24 protein-coding genes and 2 tRNA genes are annotated in these 19,756 nt (G+C 35.3%); 15 read left to right on the top strand and 11 right to left on the bottom strand.

The features are described from left to right. From C0Q33_RS07115 to C0Q33_RS07100, 4 genes are all read right to left on the bottom strand, one after another. The gene (locus C0Q33_RS07115; RefSeq protein ID WP_101009335.1) at window positions 1-231 is read right to left on the bottom strand and encodes an LSm family protein; all 231 of its coding nucleotides are present in this window, start codon (window positions 229-231) and stop codon (window positions 1-3) included. Between the two features lie 60 nt (window positions 232-291). Next, window positions 292-1,005 (bottom strand): creatininase family protein, encoded by a 714-nt coding sequence (locus C0Q33_RS07110; protein WP_101477904.1) that lies wholly within the window; start codon window positions 1,003-1,005, stop codon window positions 292-294. Then, window positions 1,002-1,859: a phosphoribosylglycinamide formyltransferase gene (gene purN, locus C0Q33_RS07105; RefSeq protein ID WP_101477903.1), complete on the bottom strand. Its 858-nt coding sequence runs from the start codon at window positions 1,857-1,859 to the stop codon at window positions 1,002-1,004. The genes C0Q33_RS07110 and purN overlap by 4 nt, the downstream gene beginning before the upstream one ends. A 346-nt stretch (window positions 1,860-2,205) precedes the next feature. After that, a tRNA-Leu gene (locus C0Q33_RS07100) sits at window positions 2,206-2,290 on the bottom strand. Between the two features lie 47 nt (window positions 2,291-2,337). On the opposite strand from C0Q33_RS07100, the gene glmM reads away from it, so the two are divergent. Genes glmM through infB form a run of 6 tightly spaced genes read left to right on the top strand, consistent with a single transcriptional unit; the run spans window position 2,338 to window position 6,738 of the window. Continuing rightward, window positions 2,338-3,684 carry a phosphoglucosamine mutase gene (glmM, locus tag C0Q33_RS07095; RefSeq protein ID WP_101477966.1) on the top strand — a complete coding sequence of 449 codons (1,347 nt, stop codon included), beginning with the start codon at window positions 2,338-2,340 and terminating at the stop codon, window positions 3,682-3,684. 60 nt (window positions 3,685-3,744) lie between these two features. Next, the gene (rpl7ae, locus tag C0Q33_RS07090) at window positions 3,745-4,131 is read left to right on the top strand and encodes a 50S ribosomal protein L7Ae (protein ID WP_101477965.1); all 387 of its coding nucleotides are present in this window, start codon (window positions 3,745-3,747) and stop codon (window positions 4,129-4,131) included. Continuing rightward, a complete protein-coding gene (locus C0Q33_RS07085; protein ID WP_101477902.1) occupies window positions 4,128-4,334 on the top strand; it encodes a 30S ribosomal protein S28e in 207 nt (68 codons plus the stop codon). The genes rpl7ae and C0Q33_RS07085 overlap by 4 nt, the downstream gene beginning before the upstream one ends. Before the next feature lie 6 nt (window positions 4,335-4,340). After that, complete coding sequence (locus C0Q33_RS07080; RefSeq protein ID WP_101477901.1) at window positions 4,341-4,544, top strand: 50S ribosomal protein L24e; 204 nt, start codon at window positions 4,341-4,343, stop codon at window positions 4,542-4,544. 1 nt (window position 4,545) lies between these two features. Further along, window positions 4,546-4,947, top strand: coding sequence for a nucleoside-diphosphate kinase (ndk, locus tag C0Q33_RS07075; protein ID WP_101477900.1), 402 nt, complete (start codon window positions 4,546-4,548; stop codon window positions 4,945-4,947). A gap of 6 nt (window positions 4,948-4,953) precedes the next feature. Continuing rightward, entirely contained in the window at window positions 4,954-6,738 is a 1,785-nt protein-coding gene (gene infB / locus C0Q33_RS07070; protein ID WP_101477899.1) for a translation initiation factor IF-2, read from the top strand. Here the strand turns inward: infB and trxA are convergent. Together trxA and C0Q33_RS07060 are read right to left on the bottom strand one after the other, a co-directional pair. After that, window positions 6,735-7,115 (bottom strand): thioredoxin, encoded by a 381-nt coding sequence (trxA, locus tag C0Q33_RS07065; protein WP_281258840.1) that lies wholly within the window; start codon window positions 7,113-7,115, stop codon window positions 6,735-6,737. The two genes, infB and trxA, sit on opposite strands and share 4 nt — an antisense overlap. Before the next feature lie 40 nt (window positions 7,116-7,155). Then, a complete protein-coding gene (locus C0Q33_RS07060; RefSeq protein WP_101477898.1) occupies window positions 7,156-7,572 on the bottom strand; it encodes an archease in 417 nt (138 codons plus the stop codon). Window positions 7,573-7,669: 97 nt separating this feature from the next. Between C0Q33_RS07060 and hisS the strand changes: the two genes are divergently transcribed. Continuing rightward, on the top strand, window positions 7,670-8,941 hold the full coding sequence (gene hisS, locus C0Q33_RS07055; protein ID WP_101477963.1) for a histidine--tRNA ligase: 1,272 nt from the start codon (window positions 7,670-7,672) through the stop codon (window positions 8,939-8,941). Here hisS and C0Q33_RS07050 read toward each other — a convergent pair. Further along, on the bottom strand, window positions 8,925-9,596 hold the full coding sequence (locus C0Q33_RS07050; protein ID WP_101477897.1) for a translation initiation factor IF-6: 672 nt from the start codon (window positions 9,594-9,596) through the stop codon (window positions 8,925-8,927). The genes hisS and C0Q33_RS07050 overlap by 17 nt on opposite strands. Before the next feature lie 77 nt (window positions 9,597-9,673). Between C0Q33_RS07050 and C0Q33_RS07045 the strand changes: the two genes are divergently transcribed. From C0Q33_RS07045 to C0Q33_RS07035, 3 genes are all read left to right on the top strand, one after another. Then, window positions 9,674-10,120 (top strand): 4Fe-4S dicluster domain-containing protein, encoded by a 447-nt coding sequence (locus tag C0Q33_RS07045; protein ID WP_101477896.1) that lies wholly within the window; start codon window positions 9,674-9,676, stop codon window positions 10,118-10,120. A gap of 41 nt (window positions 10,121-10,161) precedes the next feature. Beyond that, window positions 10,162-10,695 carry a 4Fe-4S dicluster domain-containing protein gene (locus tag C0Q33_RS07040; protein WP_101477895.1) on the top strand — a complete coding sequence of 178 codons (534 nt, stop codon included), beginning with the start codon at window positions 10,162-10,164 and terminating at the stop codon, window positions 10,693-10,695. 101 nt (window positions 10,696-10,796) lie between these two features. Then, window positions 10,797-10,880: transfer RNA gene (locus tag C0Q33_RS07035), tRNA-Ser, on the top strand. A 3-nt stretch (window positions 10,881-10,883) separates the two neighbouring features. Here the strand turns inward: C0Q33_RS07035 and C0Q33_RS07030 are convergent. Then, window positions 10,884-11,837, bottom strand: a complete 954-nt coding sequence (locus tag C0Q33_RS07030; RefSeq protein WP_101477894.1) for a replication factor C small subunit — start codon at window positions 11,835-11,837, stop codon at window positions 10,884-10,886. Window positions 11,838-12,138: 301 nt separating this feature from the next. On the opposite strand from C0Q33_RS07030, the gene C0Q33_RS07025 reads away from it, so the two are divergent. The 5 genes from C0Q33_RS07025 to C0Q33_RS07005 are packed head-to-tail and all read left to right on the top strand — an operon-like array spanning window position 12,139 to window position 18,074. Then, window positions 12,139-12,654: a DNA replication complex GINS family protein gene (locus C0Q33_RS07025; RefSeq protein WP_245867372.1), complete on the top strand. Its 516-nt coding sequence runs from the start codon at window positions 12,139-12,141 to the stop codon at window positions 12,652-12,654. Next, on the top strand, window positions 12,651-14,732 hold the full coding sequence (locus C0Q33_RS07020; protein ID WP_101477893.1) for a minichromosome maintenance protein MCM: 2,082 nt from the start codon (window positions 12,651-12,653) through the stop codon (window positions 14,730-14,732). Before C0Q33_RS07025 ends, C0Q33_RS07020 begins: the two co-directional genes overlap by 4 nt. Further along, on the top strand, window positions 14,729-16,852 hold the full coding sequence (locus tag C0Q33_RS07015) for a DEAD/DEAH box helicase (RefSeq protein WP_101477892.1): 2,124 nt from the start codon (window positions 14,729-14,731) through the stop codon (window positions 16,850-16,852). Before C0Q33_RS07020 ends, C0Q33_RS07015 begins: the two co-directional genes overlap by 4 nt. Continuing rightward, window positions 16,852-17,844, top strand: coding sequence for an MraY family glycosyltransferase (locus tag C0Q33_RS07010; protein ID WP_101477891.1), 993 nt, complete (start codon window positions 16,852-16,854; stop codon window positions 17,842-17,844). Before C0Q33_RS07015 ends, C0Q33_RS07010 begins: the two co-directional genes overlap by 1 nt. Then, window positions 17,841-18,074 carry a hypothetical protein gene (locus C0Q33_RS07005; RefSeq protein ID WP_101477890.1) on the top strand — a complete coding sequence of 78 codons (234 nt, stop codon included), beginning with the start codon at window positions 17,841-17,843 and terminating at the stop codon, window positions 18,072-18,074. The genes C0Q33_RS07010 and C0Q33_RS07005 overlap by 4 nt, the downstream gene beginning before the upstream one ends. On the opposite strand, the gene C0Q33_RS07000 is transcribed toward C0Q33_RS07005, so the two are convergent. The 3 genes from C0Q33_RS07000 to C0Q33_RS06990 are packed head-to-tail and all read right to left on the bottom strand — an operon-like array spanning window position 18,071 to window position 19,755. Further along, window positions 18,071-18,547 (bottom strand): acyltransferase, encoded by a 477-nt coding sequence (locus C0Q33_RS07000; RefSeq protein WP_101477889.1) that lies wholly within the window; start codon window positions 18,545-18,547, stop codon window positions 18,071-18,073. The two genes, C0Q33_RS07005 and C0Q33_RS07000, sit on opposite strands and share 4 nt — an antisense overlap. A 6-nt stretch (window positions 18,548-18,553) precedes the next feature. Further along, complete coding sequence (locus C0Q33_RS06995; protein ID WP_101477888.1) at window positions 18,554-18,823, bottom strand: Trm112 family protein; 270 nt, start codon at window positions 18,821-18,823, stop codon at window positions 18,554-18,556. Next, the gene (locus C0Q33_RS06990; RefSeq protein ID WP_101477961.1) at window positions 18,820-19,755 is read right to left on the bottom strand and encodes a Gfo/Idh/MocA family protein; all 936 of its coding nucleotides are present in this window, start codon (window positions 19,753-19,755) and stop codon (window positions 18,820-18,822) included. The genes C0Q33_RS06995 and C0Q33_RS06990 overlap by 4 nt, the downstream gene beginning before the upstream one ends. Between the last annotated feature and the right edge of the window lies 1 nt (window position 19,756).

The raw sequence follows: 19,756 nt of genomic DNA, 5'->3' as shown, positions 1-19,756 counted from the left end.
TCACTTTGGTGGAGGAGATATGATAACTACGTTGTCTCCTCGGACAACTATGGTTCCAAGACTCTTCGTCTCTCCTTCTGAAGGGATCTCTTCTGAAGATTCAAGTAGCAGGTTCATGTGTTGATCAAAACCATGAAGATTGCCTCTTATCACTTTACCGCCTTTCAGCTTGATAAGGACAACCTTGTTTAGGCTTTCATCAAGTACTTTTACTGCCATATCTACTGACATCTATTTCACTTATTACACACTCTATGGAGGGTATATATTAAAATTTCATTGGTGTAATCTTCAACCTGTTCCAGTAAGGCAAGTTTGACTCTTTTTTACAATATTTGCGATTATTTCGCCTAAAATGATTTTTCCATCTTTTATAGTAGCTTTAGTCGGATCTCCCCAAATGCCATTTTTTGTTACTGAAATAAACGACTTGTTTGCTCTTTTGTTTAGTAGATTCAATTTCTTTTTTGACAAATTATCAGGAATCAGTCCCTTTTTGGCTTTATTCATGAGTACTTTATCTGAAATTGCCAACATTATTGATGTTTCAACAAATCCTGCATGATCAAACTTCCTTTTCATAAAATGCCAATATGAATAGACAAAAATGTGTTGTCTGATACCTGTTTTCTTGAAGACTTTGTTTTGTAGTTTTTTTAAGGCATCCTGATTTCCATGATGCCCATTAAGAATAATGACTGTATTGATATGATTTTTTGATAATGATATGCATAATTCAATCAAAATTTTCTGTAATGTGGAAGTTGATATACTCATATTGAAAAATGGGTGATGCTCAAAAGATACCCCATATTGAAGAGTAGGTAATAGCAAAAACCCATTTTTATCTGAGACCTGTTTTGCAATATGTGAGACTATATCCGAGTCAGTGGATACGGGAAGATGAGGACCATGTTGTTCAATTGATCCAACTGGGATTAAAGCAACTATTTTCCTTTTTGTCAGTTTGAGAATATCGGTATTTGTAAGGTCTCGTACTATCATCTAGATCTCTTGGGTTTCACATGTACCTTGCCCCAATATACTTCTAATCTTCCATCTAGATGCATTTTTACAGCTTCTAAAAGTGTTGTAGCTTCTAACTTTTGACCTTTCTTTTTCAAGGATTCTAGAGTTTCGTTCTCATCTATAGAAAAAGCATCTTGAAAAATTATGGGGCCTTGATCTAGATCTTCAGTTACATAGTGTGAAGTACATCCAACAATTTTTGCACCGCGCTCATAAGCTTGAACATATGCAAAGGCACCTGGAAATGCAGGTAAAAGTGATGGATGTATGTTAATAATTCTATTAGGATACCTCCATACAAAGTTAGGTGAAAGTATTCGCATGTATCTTGCAAGTACTATTAGATCAACATCAAATTTTTTTATGGTAGAAATTATTTTTTCTTCTGCCTCTAACTGATCTTTTTCATCTATCACAACAAATGGAATCTTTTCCTTCTTTGCAAGTGATGATAAAGTATTTTCTGTGCCTATTAGCACTACAATTTCTCCTCTTATCTTACCTTTTCCTCTTGCATCAAGAATAGCTTGTAGACAATGGGACTCTTTTGTTACAAGTACTGCCACTCTTTTTCTTTTTGATATTTCATAATGAATATTAACTTCCATCTTGAGTTTTTTTGCCAAGTTCTCTGCTTCTTTATTGAATTTTGCCATGTCTATCTTCTTTACAAAAGATGCTTCCAAATACATTCCAAAAAGTCCCTTTACGACATTTTGGTTAATCTTCTCTATGTTACCATTATTTTGAAAAATGAAATTAGTAAAACCTGCTACTACACCTTCATGGTCTTTTCCAACTACAACAAGTTCTACTATTGTCTTATCCATTCTAATTGTTAGACATACTGCACTTATTAATACTTAAATAGCCTTTTGAAATATGACGTATTGTAAGAATGCTAGTCCAACTAGATATCCTAAATCTGTAATGTGTTGTTGAATGATAGATAGAAGTTTTTTAAATTTTGACTTAAATGAGGAAAAATAATGGATAAACCAAAAAGTTCTCACAGGGCACATAATAGGGGAAATAGTTATGATCATAACAATCCTATAAAAATTTGTAAAGTGTGTTCAACAATTGGTGATTGGCACTGTTATGAATGCTCAAATAACTTTTGTAGTGTTCATTTTCGCAATCACAAAGAAATGCAACTTTGTATAATTCATTAAGTGCGGGAGGTGGGATTCGAACCCACGAACTCCTAAAAGACAGGGTCCTAAGCCCTGCGCCTTTGACCAGGCTTGGCAACTCCCGCATGCACCATGACTTTTAAGACAAATTTATCTATTGTTGATGGTCTGTATGGCGAAATTATTTGGAACTAATGGTATCAGAGGGGTATTTGGAGAAGGTATTACACTTGAGTTTATCTCTGAAATTACTCTATCACTTGCAAATCTTTTCAAAAAAGGACCGATTTTAGTAGGTTATGATGGACGGGAATCTAGTGTCATTATATCAAAAATAGTAATAGCTGCACTAAGCTCTGCTGGTCTAGATTCTACAGTTTGTGGTTTAGTTCCTACACCTTGTTTGCAATTTGCTACAAAGCAACTTGGTTACAATGGAGGAATTATGATTACTGCATCCCACAATCCGCCGCAATATAATGGAATAAAGGTCACTGCAAGAGATGGAATTGAGATCTCAAGACAGGATGAACTCAAGGTGGAAGAATTCTATTTTAAGAAAAAATGGAAAATTTCAAATAAATTTGGCTCAATCAAAAATGAACCAAAAACTATCAACACGTATCTTTCTGGAATTAAAAAACATGTCAACATAAAAAAAATCAAATCAAGAAATCTTAAAGTAATACTAGATCTTGGTAATGGCGCCCAAGCAGTAACAGCTCCTATTCTATGTAGAGATCTAGGATGTAAGGTAGTTTTAATAAATGAAAAAATAGATGGAACTTTTCCAGGAAGAGGATCAGAGCCAACACTTCAAAATCTAGATAAACTCTCAAGTATGGTGATTAAATCAAAAGCTGATTTTGGAATAGCATTTGATGGGGATGGAGATAGAAGTATTTTTTGTGATGAGAAAGGAAAAATTCTCACAGGTGATAAATCAGCATTACTTTTATCCAAATATCTTTTAGAAAAATATCCAAAGTCCAAGATAATTACTTCAGTTAATTCTACATATGTGATAGAAAAAATAGCATCAAATTCAGGGTCTAAAGTACTACGAACTAAAGTTGGTAGTGTTGAGGTTTCGCGTAAGATGATACAAGAAAATGCATTAATTGGTTTTGAAGAAAATGGTGGCTTCATGTATGGTAAACATAATCATGTAAGAGATGGTTCTATGACCATGGCTATCTTAATTGATCTTTTAGCAAATAGTGCAAACTCTTTGTCACAAGAGATGGATGCATTACCGCCATCGTTTACAACAAAAGGAAAAATAGAATGTTCAAAAGATAATTTTAAAAAAATACTTGAAATTCTAAAAGCAGAACCTTACAAAAAAGATCTTACTGATGGAATCAAATTATTTCTAGACAAGTCAAGCTGGGTTATGGTAAGATTGAGCGGTACTGAACCAATAGCTAGAATCTATGCTGAATCCTCCTCACAATCTAGATTGGATGATATTTTTGCAAAATACCTACAAAAAGTAAAGACTACAGCTGACAGATAACACTTTTAAAACCAATTGAAAACACAGAAAGAATGGAAATGATCCCAATGGGTGATACATCTGGCTAAGGCTTATTACGTAAAGTTTCAGGTGCCCACTGACTTGGTTAGCCCAATCTATGAAGCTATAAGAGTTGCACAACAAAGTGGCAAAGTAAAGAAAGGTACCAACGAAGTTACAAAAGCAATCGAAAGAGGAATAAGTAAACTGGTGATTATTGCAGAAGATGTAGAACCACCAGAGGTAGTTGCTCACCTTCCTATACTGTGTGAGGAACACGGAATTCCATATGGCTTTGTTCCAAGTAGACAGGAGCTCGGAAAGTCTTTGGGAATTGATGTTACCTCTGCCGCTGCTGCGATATTGGATTCGGGAGATGCTCAACATATAGTAGACCAAATTGTGGCATCATTGTCGCAGATAAAAGGTGGTCAAGCTAGCAAATGAGTACTGAAGTTCCAACCTCCGCTGAAGTTATACAAATAGTGGGAAGAACCGGAATTGCTGGAGAAGTTATTCAAGTGCGAGTAAAAATTCTAGATGGTAAAGATAGAGGCAGAATTCTAACAAGAAACGTAAAAGGTTCTGTCAGAATGTCAGACATTCTCATATTGAGAGAGACAGAACGTGAAGCGAGAAAGATAAAGTGATAAAAATTGAGTGTTCTTGTTAAGCCTTGCAGTTTTTGTAATAGACCAGTAGCAAAGGGTTCTGGTACTATGCTTGTAAAAAATGACGGTTCAGTATTTTGGTTCTGTTCTTCAAAATGCAAGAAGAATATGCTAATCCTGAAACGTGATCCAAGAAGACTAAAGTGGACCAACAAATACGTCAAGGGCGGAATAAAGGTCAAAAAATAAAATGACTGAGCAAACACTTTTCATAGTAAAACCTGACGGTGTAGAAAGAAAATTAGTGGGAGATATTATTTCTAGATTTGAGCATAGAGGATTTCATATAATGAAATTGAAAATGTTTACTTTCACAAAACAAATGGCAGAAGAATTCTATTCTGCTCATAACACAAAACCATTCTTTGGAGAGTTGGTCTCTTTTATCACATCAGGAAATGTTGTTGCTACTATAATTGAGGGAAATAATGCGATTGCAACTACAAGGATGATGATAGGTTCAACAAAATCATTTGATGCCACACCAGGAACAATAAGAGGAGACTTTGGACTAGGTATATCTGATAACATAATCCATGCTTCTGATTCCAAAGAAAGTTTTGAAAAAGAAATAGCTGTGGTATTCAAGTGAAAGCGGTTGCAAATACGACAGCCTATAGTCGCAGTTCTAGGTCACGTAGACTCTGGTAAAACATCTCTCTTAGATAAGATAAGAGGTACGGGTGTACAAGCAAGAGAAGCTGGAGGAATTACACAACATATTGGTGCAAGTTTTCTTCCGACTGAAACATTAAAGAAAGTTTGTGGACCTCTTTTTGCAAAAATGGGAGGAGCAAATCAAGAAATTCCAGGTTTACTTGTTATTGATACACCTGGACATGAAATATTTACAAATCTTAGAGCGAGAGGAGGCTCTGCTGCTGATATTGCAATTCTTGTTGTGGATGTAAACCGAGGATTTCAACCACAAACTAATGAAAGTCTCAAAATCTTACAGAGCAGAAAAGTTCCATTTGTTATAGCTTTGAATAAAGTGGATATGGTTTCTGGGTGGAAAAAAAATCCTACAACTAAATTTATTACACAATCTGTTAAAGAACAAGATCCATTTGTCCAGACTGCACTTGATGAGTTATTGTATAATGTAGTGGGCACATTATCTGTTCTAGGATATAACTCGGAGGCATTTTACAGAGTAAAAGATTTCTTAAAAGAAGTTGCGATAGTACCAGTTAGTGCCAGAAGTGGAGAAGGTATGCCAGAGTTACTTGCAGTATTGGTAGGACTTACACAACAATACATGCAAAAAAAATTGGAACAGGCTGAAAAACCAACAAGAGGCATAGTTCTTGAGGTAAAGGAAGAGATTGGTCTTGGCATGACTGCTAACATTATCTTAATTGACGGTACTCTAAGAAAGGGCGACTCTATACTAGTTGCCAAGAGAGACTCTGTAATAATTACAAAACCAAAAGCAATACTCCTTCCAAAACCTCTTGATGAGATGCGTGATCCTAGAGATAAATTCAGACCTGTAAATGAAGTAGATGCAGCTGCTGGCATAAAAATTGCATCACCAGATTTAGAGGGAGTACTTCCAGGAAGTCCTGTATATGCAACTACTGATGAATCAAAGATTGAGGAATTCAAAAAATTAATCGAGTCTGAGATGAAATCAGTATTTATCAAAACTGATACAAAAGGAGTAATTCTAAAATGTGATACTATAGGATCTCTTGAGGCCTTGACTGAAATGTTAAAAAAACAAAACGTGACTATATCGATGGCAGACATAGGACCAGTTACAAGACGAGATGTAATGGAGGCGCTAGCCGTAAAAGAACATGATAGACATTTAGGAGTAATAATAGCATTTAATGTTAAAGTTTTACAAGATGCCCAAGAAGAAGCAGAATCTAACCATATCAAGATTTTTCATGATCAAGTAATCTATAGTCTGATTGATAATTATACTAATTGGGTTCAAGATGATACTGCAAATGCAGAAAATGCTATTTTTCAAGAACTTACACCTGTTGCTAAATTTACATTTCTTAAAGGCTATGTATTCAGAAAAAATAATCCTGCAGTTTTTGGAGTACAGGTAGATGCAGGTGTTCTAAAACAAAAAGTATCTGTTATGAATAAAGCGGGTAGAAAGGTTGGTACGATACATCAGTTACAAGACAACGGAAAAAATGTTGATGTTGCAAAAAAAGGTCAGGAGGTTGCAGTTTCAATTCAAAATGTAACCGTGGGTAGACAAATATCTGAAGAAGAAGTTTTCTATTCTTTTCCACCATCTCCAGAAGCAAAATTGTTGCTAAAAACATTCTCTCATAAGCTTAGTCCTGAAGAATTTCAAGTCTTACGAGAAATAATTGAAATTCAGAGAAAGGTTAATCCGCTTTATGCTTACTAGGCGTATTTCTGAGCAAGCATGTGAAGACCTGGTTCTCCTATTGCTCCCATAGCCTTGTCAATAGGTTCACCATTGTTGAAAACAATGAATGTGGGAATTGAATATACTCCATATCTTTGAGATATGCCAGGTGCATCATCTACATTTAGACGTGCAAATCTCACAGTCTTGTATTTTTTTGCAATTCTCTCAAAAATAGGCAACATGAACTGACATGGACCACACCATGTAGCCCAAAAATCCACAATTACTGGTGTATCACCAACTATGGCTTTGTCAAAATTAGAATCAGTAAGTTCTAGAATCTCTTGTTCTTTACGAGATTTCATTTCCTCTAATTTCTTTTTCATAATTTTCTCTAATTCTTCGTCTACCAAATCTGATTAATAATAGATAAAAGCTCTTTAATAATTTAGCCTAGAGATCAAGAATGAATCGCATCAAAACTGGTTTCTCATCTTTAATTTCCATGAGATGATATGTTGGTGCCTTTATTTCCATCTTAAAATGGTGTTTTTCAAAATTAATTTCTTCTCCACTAATTTTTGCTAAAATATGATATTTTCCATTTTTTGTTATCTTTACGTTAAATATTTTTCCTACAAATCCATCTGTTATGGTAAGAATGATTATCTCCTCAAGCCAGCTATATAGTAACCCTTTCAGGTCATCTGCACTAACTTCTAATTTTCTATCCTCTTTATTCTCTACTGAGTTGATATCTACAATTGTGTCTACCACAGATATGCCTGCATTAGCAAAGGCTTCATCAGTTGTATTTCCAACTACTTCGATAAATGCATCTGTCATATGATCCAGATATCGGTATGCCATGGATTGGTGGGTCTAAAGTACACTATTAATTTATTCTAACCATGATTTTTTGCAATCAGAAAGTCTAAATGCATTGGAAAAAGAATGAGTTTTGAAATTGGAACTACCACGCGGTATGCGAGATATAGAACCCAAGGAATCTTCTGAAATTGAATTTGTACGACAGAAATTTATTGAGACCTCAAATTTGTTTGGTTTTCAGTTTATGGAATCTTCTCCAATTGAATTACTATCAGTGATAGAAACAAAGAGTGGTCCATCAATAAAAAATGAAATTTATTATTTTACTGACAAAGGAAATCGTGAAGTAGCACTACGTTTTGATTTTACAATCGGTCTAACACGTTATGCTGCATCTCAAAAATCAATGAGATTGCCTGCTAAAATCTCAACATTTGGTGGTGTATGGCGTTATGATGAACCACAAAAGGGCAGATACAGATTCTTTCATCAATGGGATATAGAGATCTATGGGGAACCAAACATCGAATCAGATGCTGAAATAATTGATTTTACATCTAAATTTCTTACAAAATTAGGACTCGAAAATATTGTAATTGATATCTGTGATAGAGAACTTATTGAATCGTATGTTAGAAGTATATTCAAATCTGACTCTTCTGCTGTAATTGGTGATATTCTAAGGGCTGTTGATAAGATTCAAAAAAAGAGAAGACAGGATATAATTAATGAATACAAAGAAAAGGGATACTCAGTACCTGCACTAGAGCAAATTCTCAAATTTTCTGAAATTAAGGGATTGCCTGAAGAAATTGAAAAAGAAGTTGATGTCAGTCAACTAAAAAATTGGGACAAGATCTTGCAATTGTTTGATACTTTAAAAAATCGCGGTGTTGATAATGTTAGAATAAACTTTGGAATAGTACGAGGTCTTGACTATTATTCCGGAATAGTTTTTGAGGTATTTGAAAACAATGATGTAGGTGCACTTGTAGGGGGTGGAAGATATGATGCACTGACTAAAGCCTTCGGAAGAAATGATCTTGGTGCTACAGGCGCAGCTGGAGGAGTAGAGCGAATTGTTCTATTGTTGGAGAAACAGAATGTAAACATACTATCTAAAGAAGATCGAATATCTGTAGTTTTCATAAATGATGATATGAAAAAAATTGCGATTAATCTTACATCACAACTTCGTCTAAAAGGTATTCCGACTGATGTAGATCTATTAGGAAGATCACTTAAAAAACAGATGGAAATTGCCTCCAACTCGAAATATGTTGTAATAGTTGCTCCAAAGGAATATGCTGATAATTCTGTTATAATTCGAAATATGAGAGATGGTTCTGAAAAACAGGTAAAGATAGTTGTTATGTTAAATGATCTAAAATCTAGTCTTCCACTCTGAAGGCTTTTGTAAGCATCATAAGCTCAGGACCATTTGTAAGACCTCCTACAACTAACGAATTATTATTTGCAAGAGTGCCTGAAGCAAGATACGGCGATCCACCGTTGACTGTGGCAGGCTCTAATTCTACACCTAGTACTTGTGATATTGTTTTGATATCTTCTTCTTCTGTAGATGGATGAATAATTCCACCTTTGGAATTTGCCACTGTCATTGCACCAGTCTGATGATATCCTGCAACTCTTTTTCTTATCACCTCTACTCCTAATACATCTTCAATTTGTTTGACATATTCTGATGGAATGAGTGGAGATACTACTGCTCCTTTATCGTTTGTACAAATTAAATTTCCTAATGCGGTATGTTTTGTGTCTAGGACACCAACATTAAGTCCAGTTGATTTTTTTAAATGAGTTATCTCTTCTTGATAACAATTATGTGGAAGCAAAAGTCCTTTGTTATTTACAACCATTAGTGGTCCGAGTAATCTTGTATTTGCAACTGACGTAAAGATATAATCAGTTTTCAAAAATTCTGCCAAGTTCTTTGCTTTCGTAGGAGCAAATCCATTTGGTATGAAAACAAACTTGTCGTTACACTTGGCATATATTCCTACATTAGGATTACGATATACATCATACTTGAAAATTCCCAATAAACTTAGAGGGATTTGTTAAAGATATGAATTTATCTTGTACACACTTTAAATAACAAACAAGAACTTCTGATAATGTGCCTATAGATTCAAATTTTCCAGCAAATCACAAAGTGATTGAAAAATTCAAAGATCCATTAAGTGAAAACTATCATCTGGTTTGGGGTCCTGGACGTCTTGCTGAAGCTGCATCTGATCCTAAAGTAAAATCTGACTCGGAAGCTTCAGGTGAAGAAATAAAACCGATAGGAGTACATGGTACATTTGTAGCAGTAGACTGGGATTCATGTGTTGCTGATGGCATCTGTTTGTTAAGTTGTCCCGTTAAGGTTTTTGAATGGTACAAAAATCCTGGCGAAACAGGTAGAAATGACAGAAAAGATTACACTGACAAAGCAAATCCAGTAAAAGAAGCAGATTGTATTTGGTGCATGGCTTGCGTTGAAGTTTGTCCGACCAAGGCAATCAAGGTTGATCAGTTAAATCAGGATATTCACGAAAAAGAGATTGCAAAACTTGCTTAGTTTTATCTAGGTTTAAATAACATAGCCTGCGACAAAAAACTATGCCGATAGCAGAAGACTTTCCAAAAGGTTTCAAACCAATTGGAAAAATAAATCACTCCGATGGTGAGCATTTTCACTTTAGATGGGGCCCTGGTAAATTAGCAGAAGCCTCAAAAGATGAAAATTGCATCGAGTCCTTCAAGGCTCGAGGAGAAAAAATCGAACCAGTAGGTGTTAGTGGTACAATGGTAGCAGTAGACTGGGATTCATGTGTTGCAGACGGTGCATGCATTGAAGCATGCCCAGTACAAGTTTTCCAATGGTATAGAACAGAACAAGACATTCCTGCAAATAAGACAATAGATGCAACATTTGCTGGAACTGGTGAATCTGAAAAAGAACACAGAAAGGACTACACTGACAAGGCTGATCCAATTAGAGAACATGACTGTATATGGTGCATGGCATGCGTTTCAGTTTGTCCTCCACAAGCCATTAAGGTAGACCAATCTAACTTGGAACACCATGAGAAAGCAGCCGGAACCTTTGTAAAAATGGAATCTGGTTCTGAAAATCCACACGCACACCACTAGAATTTTTCGTCCCTTTTCTTTTTCTTATTGATAATCCCTACGGATGTCTAAAAAACATGTGATCTTAAACAAATTTTAACAAGTCCTTACAAAAAAAACTTGCAGAGGTCGCCTAGCCCGGCATGGCGTGGGCCTTGAGAGCCTATGTGCGCAAGCACGCGGGGGTTCAAATCCCTCTCTCTGCGTTATTATTTTTCTATATTTCCAATTTCTGCAAGTAAAGCTGAAAGCTGAATCTCTGGATTAGCTCCTATGATTAATCTATAGTCATATTTTGCTATGGCTTCTAAAATCTCTGACAAGTGAGGCGTCTTAATTCTGTAACATTCTTCATTGAGATATTTTAGAAAGTCTGATTCAGACATTCCGTATACTTTGATGAGTTCAATCATCTTGCTCCTAGCTTCTGAAAGTTTTCCATCAAGTGCAAGTTTTAGAATAACACTAACGTCACTTGTTTTAGCAAGTCCAGCAGAAGATTTTACATTCTCTTCATTTATAGTTCCAACACTTGCAGTTGCTTGTAACATGTTTATGGAATGACGCATATCACCTTCTGAATACAAATACAATGTTTTTAGACCATTTTCATTATACTTTATCTTCTCTTTTTTACAAATTTCTTCTAAATGGCTTACTACATCTTCCTCTGATATCCTTGTAAACTTGAAAACAGCGCATCTACTTTGAAGAGGTTCTATGATTTTTGATATGTTATTTGCAATCATGACGAATCTACAATGTTTTGACGTATCCTCAATAATTCTTCTTAAGGCGGTCTGAGCATCTGAAGTCATCTCATCAGCTTCGTCCAAAATTACAAGTTTAAATGGAATGTTAGTATCCAAACCCGAGAACCTTGCAAATTTCTTTACTCTCTCCCTTACCATATTGATACCACGTTCATCGGATGCATTCAACTCCAAAGTATACTCACGCCATGCATCTCCTAAAATTTCTCTTGCAAGACATAATGCAGTAGTTGTCTTACCAACTCCAGCCGAGCCAGAAAATAATAGATGCGGCATTTCTGATGTGTTTTTTAGAAGCGATCGTAGACTACCAACTATCTCTTTCTGATTAATTATAGATGCGATCTTTGTTGGACGATATTTTTCTACCCACATCGAAGATTCTATCATAGGAACATACGTCTTTCACCTACTAATAAAATTAAGTCTAGGAAATCAAATTGTAAATTACTAATATCGATCTAAATCAGGCACTTGGGTATTGCTCTATGACCTGTTGTTATTATGTTTGAAAAAGACTTACATTGCAAGGATGATAACTCAGATTCTAATGATGAATGAGAAAAAAGGTATTTCAGTTATGAAGAGACATGGATCTGTACAAATAGAATCTAGATCAAATGATCAAAGTAAATGGTTAACAGAATTGATCGATCGATCCCTTTAGAGGCCTGAAGTAGGATCGAGTAAATTGAACATATCAGAACTCATACAAGTACATAGTATAGGATATCGATTACAGGACGTTAAAGTCAATTTTGTATATGATCTCAAAATAGAGGCACCCACAGTAACAGTAGAATCTAAGCAAGGTGAGATAATGAGCGTCTCTAGATGGGTAGCCGAAGTATTATCAGCAGAAAAACTTGTTCAAGTACAAGATACGGATATGGTAGTAGCTTTGAAACAAGCAGTTATGAAAGAAAATGTCCAAGGAGATTTTGATCTTTCTACGCTAGAATTGGACTTTTACATCAAAGTGAATTCATTCACACAAAGACTTCCACAGGAAGATCATGATAAAATAGAAAGCATGTTGAACTCTCTTATTCGTAAAAGACAGGGAAAAATAATCAGATTAGCAGATTCATCCAAGATGACATCTGATTTAGCAAAGAAATTGACAATTGAAGAACGTACATTATTTGATTATATTCATAATAATAGCACTGAATTCAAAAAACAAATACTGGGTGATAAAAATTGACTGCACAATCTGAATCAATTTCAAAAAGTAAACTTCAAGATCAAGTGAGAGAATTTTTAAGTCAATTCAAAGACAAATCTGGTTCTTACAAATATGTTGATGAAATAGATCAAATGATGGCAAAGAAAACACAATACATTGTAGCTGATTATAATGATCTAGTATCAAACCCTGAAATTGAATCAGTATTTAATGTTGATCCTGATGAAATTCTTCGAGCCTTTGGTGGTGCAATAAAAGATATTCTTAAAGAAAGATTTCCACAATACGCAGAAAAAATTCGTCATGATATTCGAGCCAGAATCTCAAATTATCCATCTCAACGTAGTTTGCGTGAAGTAAATGCAGAAGTTATTGGAAAAATGATAAGTGTATCTGGAATGGTTGTTAGATCTTCTGAAATTAAACCTCTTGCAAAAGAACTAGTCTATTTTTGTCCAGATAATCACAAGACTGTAAGAGTTCAGGAAAAAGGTCTAGAGTTTAAGGAACCACTCAAATGCGATAATGGCAAATGTACTCATAGAGATCTTGAGATAAGTCCTGAGCAAAGCAAGTTTATTGATTTCCAGATGGTGAGACTACAAGAATTACCAGAGGATTTGCCTCCAGGACAATTGCCACATTACCTTGATGTGACAGTCTTGCAAGATTTGGTTGACAACGCAAGACCTGGAGATCGTATTATCCTGACAGGAATTGTAAGAATTGAACAGGAACATATCCCTACTATGAGAGGGAAGAGTGGGATTTACAGATTAAGAATTCAGGGAAATAATATCGAGTTTCATCGGGGACGTGGAAATAAGGCTTCTAGAAGTACTGAGCGAGAGGAAATTTCTCCTGATGAAGAAAGAATAATCAAATCACTTGTCCAAAATGCTGATATTTATGATAGGCTTATAGCTTCGTTTGCGCCTCATGTAAAAGGACATGATATAATCAAAGAAGCCATTTTATTGTTAATTGTAGGGTCTACTCAAAGACTTCTTGCTGATGGTGCTAAAATTCGTGGTGATATCAACATCTTTTTGGTGGGTGACCCTGGTACGGCAAAAAGTGAGATGTTAAAATTCTGTGCAAGAATTGCCCCTAGAGGACTATATACATCTGGAAGAGGTTCAACTGCTGCAGGACTCACAGCAGCAGTTGTAAGGGATAAAATTGGTATAATGATGCTTGAGGCAGGTGCCGTAGTCTTGGGTGATCAAGGTCTTGTCTGTATAGATGAATTTGATAAAATGAGACCAGAAGATAGAAGTGCATTACATGAAACTATGGAACAACAGTCTGTAAGTATAGCAAAAGGTGGAATCGTTGCAACATTGAATGCAAGGACATCAATTTTGGCTGCTGCAAACCCAATGTATGGAAAATATGATCCTTTCAAGAACATTACAGAGAACGTTAACCTTCCAGTTCCACTTCTAACACGTTTTGATCTTATCTTTGTTGTGAGAGATATTCCATCAAAAGAAAAAGATACGATAATAGCACGACACATATTGAATTTACACAGGGCTTCGGGAACTGATACAAAATCGCTAATTGATGTTGATATTCTTACAAAATATCTGTCATATGCAAAAAGATCTGATCCAAATCTTACTCCCGAGGCAGAAGATAAAATTCTGAATTACTATATGACAATGAGAAATGTGGAATCTGAAGGAATGATAACAGTTACACCTAGACAACTAGAAGGACTTGTAAGATTAGCCACAGCAAGAGCTAGACTATTAATGAAAACACAAGTTGATGGAGAAGATGCAGAAAGAGCCATCTTTCTCATACAAAGTATGTTGCAAGACGCAGGAGTTGATGTGAATACTGGAAAAGTTGATCTTGGTGTACTTCAGGGCCGTCCTCACAGTGAAGTCTCAAAGATGCAATTATTCATGGATGTAATGAAATCACTTGAGGGAGATGAAAAGAGACCTGTTGAAGAAAAAACATTTGTCAAAGAATTGGTCAAGACTGGCAAGTTCACAGAAGAAGAAGCAAGAAAATATATGAAAAAATTGCAAAGAGAGTCAGCTATTTATGAATCAAAACCTGGTCATTATAACCGGGTATGAAAATAGAGCAGTTAGACATTCCTTCCTCCGCAATTGAATTTCTGCAAAAAAATGGATATGTAAATCTATATCCTCCTCAAGAAAAAACAATCAAAGCTGGATTGCTTGAAGGGAAAAGTATCTTAGTCTCTGCTCCAACTGCAAGTGGTAAAACATTACTTGCGATGCTTGCAATAATAAAACATCTGTCTGAAAAAAAAGGTAAGATGGTATATCTTAGTCCTCTAAAGGCTCTTGCATCAGAAAAATTTAATGAATTCAAAAAACTTGAATCTGTTGACCTTGGAAAAAATTTAAAAATTCAAATATCAACTGGTGATTTTGACATATCTGACAAAAGCCTAGGTCAAAATGACATTCTTGTATTAACTAATGAAAAAATGGATTCTATCATAAGGCAAGGTGCGGAATGGATAGATGAAATAAGTCTTGTAATTGCTGATGAAGTTCATTTGTTAGGTGATGATGATAGGGGTCCTACTCTTGAAATTATACTTACAAAACTAAAATTGTTACCGCAAAAACCTCAGATACTAGCTCTTAGTGCTACTGTTACAAATGCTGATGAAATTTCTGACTGGTTAGAATGTAAACTTGTACATAGTGAATGGAGACCAGTTCCTTTGTCAGAAGGAGTTTATGATCAAGGCGTAATAACCATGCAAGATAGAAAAAAATTTGAAATTGAAACAAGTGTCCGAGGTCCGCCAGTTGACTTGGGGTTGGATTCACTGAAGAATGGAGGTCAAGCCATTTTATTTGCAGAAACAAGAACTCGTTCAGTATCACTTGCTACAAAGGCATCAGAAGCAGTATACAGGACTCTAAACAACGATGAAAAAGAATCATTAGAAAAAATCTCACAAAAAATTCTAAATGATAATGAACAAACTGAACTTGTCAAGACCTTGGCAACTCTAGTTAAAAATGGAGTAGCTTTTCATCATGCCGGTCTTAATCAAAACTGCAGAGATCTAATCGAGTCTGAATTTAGAAATAAGAGGATAAAGATTCTAGCGTCCACTCCTACCTTATCTGCAGGAGTAAATCTTCCGGCAAGAAGAGTAGTTGTTGCTAATGTGACTAGATTTGATGCAAAGTATGGGGCTAACAAACCAATTAGCATACTTGAGTACAAGCAGCTATGTGGTCGTGCAGGTAGACCACAATATGATGAATATGGAGAAGCAATCATCGTTGCTAACTCAAATAGTGAAGAAATTTTTGATTATTACATAAATGGAATTCCGGAACCGATTTCTTCAAAGCTTACTGGAGACAAGGCATTAAGGATACATCTTCTTAGCTTTGTATCTACTAGTCCTGGTATCAAAGGAGAAGACATAGTAGAATTTTTTTCAAAGACACTTTCAGGCTCTCAAGAAAGAAAGACTACAATAAAATTCCATATTCAAATTACTCTAAGATATCTTGAATCTGAAGAACTTGTAAAACAAAAAGGAAATAGGTACATTGCAACAGAATTTGGCAAAAAAACTTCTACATTGTATATTGATCCACTAACTGCAGTTCTGTTTAGAAAATCATTAGAAAAAATTTCAACGAAAGGACATACTCTTGGTTTGTTACATGTTATTACAAGCTCTGAAGATTTTTTCCCAAAGTTTTCACTGAGAAACAAAGATTATGAACTTGTAGGTACTTTGATTGAAAATTATGCTGATCAATTAATTGAAAATATCTCAGAATATGATTGTAATAGAAGTCTTCTTGCAATACATGCTTGGATTAATGAGTCAAGTGAAATATTTCTCTCTGATAACTTTGGTATTGAATCTGGGGACATGCATAGAATAGCAGAAACTGCTGACTGGCTTGTCCATGCGCTTTATGAGATTGCAAAACTAGAGAAAAAAGATGAAATCTTAATTGAGATTGATACTTTAAGGTCTAGAATTGCCTATGGAATCAAAAAAGAGCTTGTTGATTTGGTACGTGTAAAAGGAATTGGAAGAGTCAGAGCAAGAATACTCTTCAAAAATGGCATAAAAACTACTGAGGAACTAAATGAAATACCTACTGAAAAACTAGCAAAAATGGACAAGATAGGACCAGTTATCGCAGAAAACATAAAGACGCATCTGAAAAAGATAAGATAATGCTGGATAGAACAATCGTAGGAATACTGATCTCAGCAATAGCATTTGTTACTGTTTATGCAATTACTCCTAGTCTGATTAACGTACTAACAAAGAGAAACATGGTTGTAAAAGACTACAATAAAGAGGTTGCAACAATGGTCGCTCGCCCTGGAGGACCTTCTATACTTGCAGGAATTTTGGCTTCTGAATTTGTACTCTATACATTTTTCCCTTCTACTGCAATAATGGCAATCATAATTACAACTTCACTTGCTTTTCTTGTAGGTTTTGCTGATGACCGTAAAGTCCTTAGTGGTTGGTTCAAACCTTTAGCCCTTGCGGGATCCGCAATACCTATTATTTTGCTGGGAGTGTATTATCCACATCTTGCATTTCCATTATTTGGATCAGTACGTTTACCGGAACTCTATTTAGCATTGATAATTTTTATGATTCCTATAACGGGGAATGCGATAAACTCTATTGATGTACTCAATGGTGTTGCAAGTGGATTTATGACAATTGCAAGTTTTGCACTTACAATCTGTCTTGTAATTGTACATAATTATGATATTGCTCTGGCAAGTTTACCTCTGGGCTTTGTCTCTCTAGCATTTTACAAATATCATAAAGTTCCTAGTAGGATATTTCCTGGAGATTCTGGTGCTCTAACTATGGGAGCAATGTTTGGTACATTAGCTATTGTAGGTCACGTTGAAGTTATTGCAGCAATTGCATTACTTCCTGCAGTGATAAACTCTTTTCTGTTTCTCTCTAGTGTAAAAAGAGTGATTGAACATAGACAGATTAAAGCAAAGCCTGTAATTCATACTGAAGACTTTAAGCTAATGGCAAGTGATGACAAATCAGCACCAGTAACTCTTGTGAGATTGATTTTAGCCAATGGACCTATGACTGAAAAGCAAGTAGGGTTTGTGATTTTTAGACTAGCCTTGTTTTCTGCAGCATTGGCAATCATTACAGCTTTTATGATGGAGATCAAAATATGAAAGGAAACTCTATCTTTTTCTACATTTTTGTAATGTGGGCACTGATTATTGGCGGTGGTGGATTACTTGTCACAATTATAGCACCGCTCTCAATACATGGATTTGGTGTATTTGATCATATACTGGATTCTATTGTAAAAGCAGCCATTGCTATGATACTAGTGGTGCTTTGGGTTTTACTAATGTCAAAAATAAAGAACTGGATTTTTCAAAAACAAATGAGTCACTAGCTTTCTTCCCACTTCTTCTTCTTCTTATCGTATTCTTCTCTTGAATACTTGACTTTGGCTGGAACTCCAACTACAACACAATTGGGTGGAACATCCTTTGTTACTACTGCACCCATTGCCACCACACTATTCTTACCTATTCTAACTCCTGCCTTAATTACTGCCCTGGAGCCTATGACAGCTCCATCTTCTATGATTACTCCCATCATCTTTTTACTGGCAGGATACGGATCATTGGTTAACGCTGCGGCTGGACCAATGAAAACATTTTTTCCAATTATGGAAAGAGGCGGTATGTAGACAAGTCCCTCTATCATTGTATTTTCTCCTATCTTTACATTGTAATCTACATGTGCAAGAGAACCAATCTTGACGTTATCTCCAATCTCTGCATTATCTCCTACGTAAGCAAAATGCCATATTCTTACATTTTTCCCAAGTTTTGCTTTTTCAGAAATAAAATTTGTTACCATTTTTTATCACAAATGCCATGGAAAGCCTTTTGAAACTATCTTGTCAGGAAGAGTATTTTTGTACTTGTTTAAGAATTCAATATCTTGATTTTTGTCACGTAGTTCATCAGGTAACATTATGGGAATCTCTTCTATTATTGGATAATATCTTGAACACTTTGAGCAAAATATTACGCCGTCGGAAACAATTTCGTCTTTGGAATTAAATTCTACAAGCTCAAGTGGAAAGTGTTTGTCTATTGGACACGCTAAAATCTCTATCAGTTTTCTGTTCATTTTAGGTCTAGATAGATTGGAGTTCCTTTTTGACTAGATAAAAGTGCCGCTTCTGCAATTTTGGTGGTATTTACAGCATCTTCTGCTTTTACTCTTATGGTATCTTTTCCCTCTATTGCCGAAATGAAATTCTTTATCTCTAAAAGTAGTGGCTCTTCCATTTCCTTGCGAGGTATTTCAGCTCCGGAACTAGTTTCAATCTTTACTTCTTGTGTAATAAAATCCGAAGAAATTATTGCATCTCCACATACAGCAATGAATTTTCTTACACGGATTGGAGTAATCCAGTTTGATGATATGATTGCAACTCTGTTATCTTTGAAGCCTAGCATAATTGTTGCAAAATCTTCATGTTCATGTCTTATTTTTCCAGATCTTGCAAATACAACTTCTGGCACATCATCAAACAACCACATGGCAGTATCTATGTCATGAACTGAAGTATCATAAATAATTCCTACATCTTTTATGTGATTGGGCATTCTGTTTTCTCTGTGAAATTCAAGCATTATCAATTCACCATACTTCTTTGCCTTAACATATTCTTTAACAAGTGAGACAGCAGGATTGAATCTCTCAATGTAGCCACTTGTGAGAATCACCTTGTTTTTCTTGGCTAGCTCAAGTAACTCTTCACCCTCATGTGAAAGATAAGTCATAGGTTTTTCTACAAAGACATTTTTCTTTTGCTCTAAGAGTTTTTTTGCTATGCCAAAATGAGTTGAAGTAGGTGTACAAACAAATGCTGCATCAAATTGCTCTGAATCCATAAGGGAATCTAGGGATGAATAATAATTTACAGAATATTTTTTGCCAAATTCTTCTGCACGGGACTCATTCATGTCACATATTGCAGAAAGAACTCCAAGTTGAGAAAGAATTCTAGCGTGATTTTTTCCGAAGCCACCAGTACCTATTTGAACTATTTTCATC

Origin of the sequence: Candidatus Nitrosotalea bavarica (genome assembly GCF_900167955.1) — an archaeon.
GTDB lineage: Archaea > Thermoproteota > Nitrososphaeria > Nitrososphaerales > Nitrosopumilaceae > Nitrosotalea > Nitrosotalea bavarica.
Note: the sequence above shows the minus strand (reverse complement) of the source record. Positions and strands in the feature narration are given on the sequence as shown.